Raw genomic sequence first — 3,027 nt, 5'->3', positions numbered from 1 at the left:
AAGGTGCGCAGCGTGGGGGGCATGGCAGGCATCCGCGACAGGTCGGCGCGAAGCATAGCCCGCCCGTGCGCCCGTGCCATCGCTTCAGGGATGTTCGGCTTCGGCGTGCACGCGCTCGCGCCGGATCAGGAACAGGCCGCTGGCGACGATGATGCCGGCACCCACGAAGGTCCAGCCGTCGGGCAGCACCTGCCACACCAGCCAGTCCAGCCCCAGGCCCCAGGCCAGCGCGCTGTATTCGAAGGGCGCCACCACCGAGGCCTCGCCCGATCGGAAGGCCTCGGTGACGGCCACCTGGCCGAGGAATCCCGCGACACCGACGGCCACGATGACCCAGGTATCGGCCGCGCGCACCGCATGCCAGTCCGGCCAGGCCAGGGCACCGGCGCCCAGCGCGGTCATCGCCAGCATCCAGAACACCATGCTCTGCGTGCTGTCGGTGCGGTGCAGCACCCGCACCGTGATGGCCGACAGCGCATACCCCGCCGCCGCCAGCAGCACCGCCAGCCCGGCCCAGGTGAGCACGCCCTCGCCCGACGGCCGCAGCACCACCAACACGCCGAGCAGGCCCACGCCGATCGCGGCCCAGCGCCGCGGCCCGACCTTTTCGCCCAAGAGCGGCACCGACAGCGCGGTCACGATCAGCGGCGCAGCCATGTAGAAGGTCATGACATCGGCCAGCGGCAGCCCGCGCACCGCGAGATAGAAGGTCGCGACCTCGGCCGCCATCAGGCCAACACGCAGCAGGTTCATCCAGGGCTGGTCGGGCGACAGCAGGCCGCGGATGCCGCGGACGATCCAGGGCAGCAGCAGCACGAAGGCGGCAATGCTGCGGATCAGCAGCACCTGGCCGACGGTGTAGTCGGCCACCAGCCATTTGCCGAGCGCGTCGTTGAAGGTGAACAGCGACATGCCGGCGAAGAACAGCAGGATGCCGGGCCCGTGCCCGCCCTCGGCCTTGTTGATCCCGACCGCCGCCATGCGCTTCCCCCAATCCATTGGGGTCCTGTCTGACCGAGGCGGCGGCCCGGCAGAAGCGGAAAGGCCACGGGCCGGGCATGCGCGGGGGCGAATCGCACCCCGCGCGATACTCCGACGCCGGTCCGGAATCAGGTGCGGCGGGCGACCACGAAATGGGCGACGGCGCGCAGATCGTCGGCCCGGTCGCCGAACACGTCGAGGTGGCGGCAGGCCTGGTCGACCAGCATCCGCGCCTGCGATTCCGCCCGTTCCAGGCCGAGGATCGAGACGAAGGTAGCCTTGCCCGCGGCCTGGTCTTTGCCCGGGGTCTTGCCGATTTCCTCGGCCGCGCCGCGGACGTCGAGCAGGTCGTCGGCGATCTGGAAGGCCAGGCCCATGTCATGGGCATAGGCCTGGAGCGCACCGCGCCGGGAATCCTCGACCTTGCCGAGGATCGCCCCGGCCTCGCAGGAGAATTCGAACAGCGCGCCGGTCTTCAGCCGCTGCAGCCGGGTGATGGCGCCGATCTCGGTCAGCGGCGTCTGCTCCGCCTGCATGTCCAGCGCCTGGCCGCCGACCATGCCGGCCGTGCCGGAGGCCCGGGCCAGGGCCGCGACCAGGGCAATGCGGACATTGGGGTCGGCATGGGTCTCGGGGTCGGCCAGCACCTCGAAGGCCTGGGTCAGCAGCGCGTCGCCGACCAGGATCGCGGTGGCCTCGTCATAAGCCTTGTGCGTGGTCGGCTTGCCGCGGCGCAGATCGTCATTGTCCATCGCCGGCAGGTCGTCATGCACCAGCGAATAGCAGTGGATCATCTCGACCGCGGCGCCGACGCGCAGGGCGCAGGATTCGGAGACGCTGAACAGCCGCGACGACGCCACCACCAGGAACGGGCGCAGCCGCTTGCCGCCGCCCAGCGCGGCATAGCGGATGGCCTCGGCCAGCGCCGGTTCGCCCCGCTCGGGCTTGGGCAGAAGCCGGTCCAGGACGCGCTCGATCTGCGCGCCCGTCTCGGCCATGGCTCGGCTCAGATCAGTCACGAAGCACCCTCACTCGAAAGTCGCGGGTTTGACGGCGACGCTGCCATCGGCGGCGCGCGAGATCATCTCGACCCGCGCCTGCGCCTCGCGCAGCTTCGTCTCGCAATGGGCACGCAGCAGCGCGCCGCGCTCATAGGCGGAAATGTTGTCGTCGAGCTTGCCCTGCCCGGCCTCGAGCTGGCGGACGATGGTCTCCAGCTCCGCCAGGGCATCCTCGAAGCTCAAGGTCACGATCTCGGCAGGGATAGGGCGGTCGGCCATGGACGGTCCGTTTTCATTCGGGCGGCGACAATAAGCGCGGCAGGAAAAAGAGGCAACGCCCGCCGGCCGTTGCTCCGCCGGCCGTCAGCCCTGGCGGGCCAGCACCCGGCCGGCGAGGTAGAGCGAGCCGCAGATCAGCACCCGGCCGGGCGGGTCGCCGGGCCGCACGGCGGCAGCAATGGCGGCATCGAAATCATCCGAGGTGGCGACATCGGCCAGGCCGGCGGCCCGGGCGTGCTCGGCCAGGGTCTCGGCCGACAGGCTGGCCTCCTCACCCGGGATGCGCACGGTGCGGATGGCGCGGGCGAAGGGCGCCAGCGGCCGTAGGAACTCCTGCGGCTCCTTGCTCTCCAGCATGCCGCAGACCAGGTGCAGCGGCCGGGGGGCGAGGCCGCCGAGCCATTGCCCCAGCACCTCGCCGGCGCTGTCGTTGTGACCGCCGTCGAGCCACGGCTCCCAATCCGGCGGCAGCAGGGCCGGCAGCGGGCCGCGGGTCAGGCGCTGCAGCCGGGCCGGCCATTCGACCGACGCCAGCCCGCGGCGCACTGCATCCTCGGGAATGTCGAACCCCGTCAGCAGGTCGCGCAGCCGGATCGCAGTGGCGGCGTTGCTGAACTGATGGTCACCCGGCAGGGCCGGACGCGGATAATGCCGTTCGCCCGACCCGGTGCGCAAGACGAAGCCATCCGCCGCCGGGGCCACCGACCAGTCGCGCCCGGCCAGATGCAGCGGCGCGCCGGCCGATTCGGCCGCCCGGGTCAGCACG

General features: G+C 71.5%; 4 protein-coding genes. All 4 read right to left on the bottom strand.

Annotation, left to right across the window (positions count from 1 at the left end; all coding sequences use genetic code 11):
- Positions 1 to 84 precede the first annotated feature (84 nt).
- The gene (locus AC3XYG_RS33015) at positions 85 to 981 is read right to left on the bottom strand and encodes a DMT family transporter (RefSeq protein WP_489144126.1); all 897 of its coding nucleotides are present in this window, start codon (positions 979 to 981) and stop codon (positions 85 to 87) included.
- Between the two features lie 128 nt (positions 982 to 1,109).
- Positions 1,110 to 1,979, bottom strand: a complete 870-nt coding sequence (locus AC3XYG_RS33010) for a polyprenyl synthetase family protein (protein ID WP_489144125.1) — start codon at positions 1,977 to 1,979, stop codon at positions 1,110 to 1,112.
- A gap of 30 nt (positions 1,980 to 2,009) precedes the next feature.
- The gene (locus AC3XYG_RS33005) at positions 2,010 to 2,261 is read right to left on the bottom strand and encodes an exodeoxyribonuclease VII small subunit (protein ID WP_489144124.1); all 252 of its coding nucleotides are present in this window, start codon (positions 2,259 to 2,261) and stop codon (positions 2,010 to 2,012) included.
- Positions 2,262 to 2,345: 84 nt separating this feature from the next.
- Positions 2,346 to 3,027, bottom strand: a 682-nt coding sequence (locus AC3XYG_RS33000) for a glutamate ligase domain-containing protein (RefSeq protein ID WP_489144123.1), incomplete at its 5' end; no start/stop codon positions are given.

The organism is Inquilinus sp., assembly GCF_057815775.1.
Note: the sequence above shows the minus strand (reverse complement) of the source record. Positions and strands in the feature narration are given on the sequence as shown.

What these genes read in the sequence shown, in the direction of transcription:
- AC3XYG_RS33015 (WP_489144126.1), bottom strand. Translation starts at nt 981, where the DNA reads ATGGCGGCGGTCGGGATCAACAAGGCCGAGGGCGGGCACGGGCCCGGC.
- AC3XYG_RS33010 (WP_489144125.1), bottom strand. Translation starts at nt 1,979, where the DNA reads ATGGCCGAGACGGGCGCGCAGATCGAGCGCGTCCTGGACCGGCTTCTG.
- AC3XYG_RS33005 (WP_489144124.1), bottom strand. Translation starts at nt 2,261, where the DNA reads ATGGCCGACCGCCCTATCCCTGCCGAGATCGTGACCTTGAGCTTCGAG.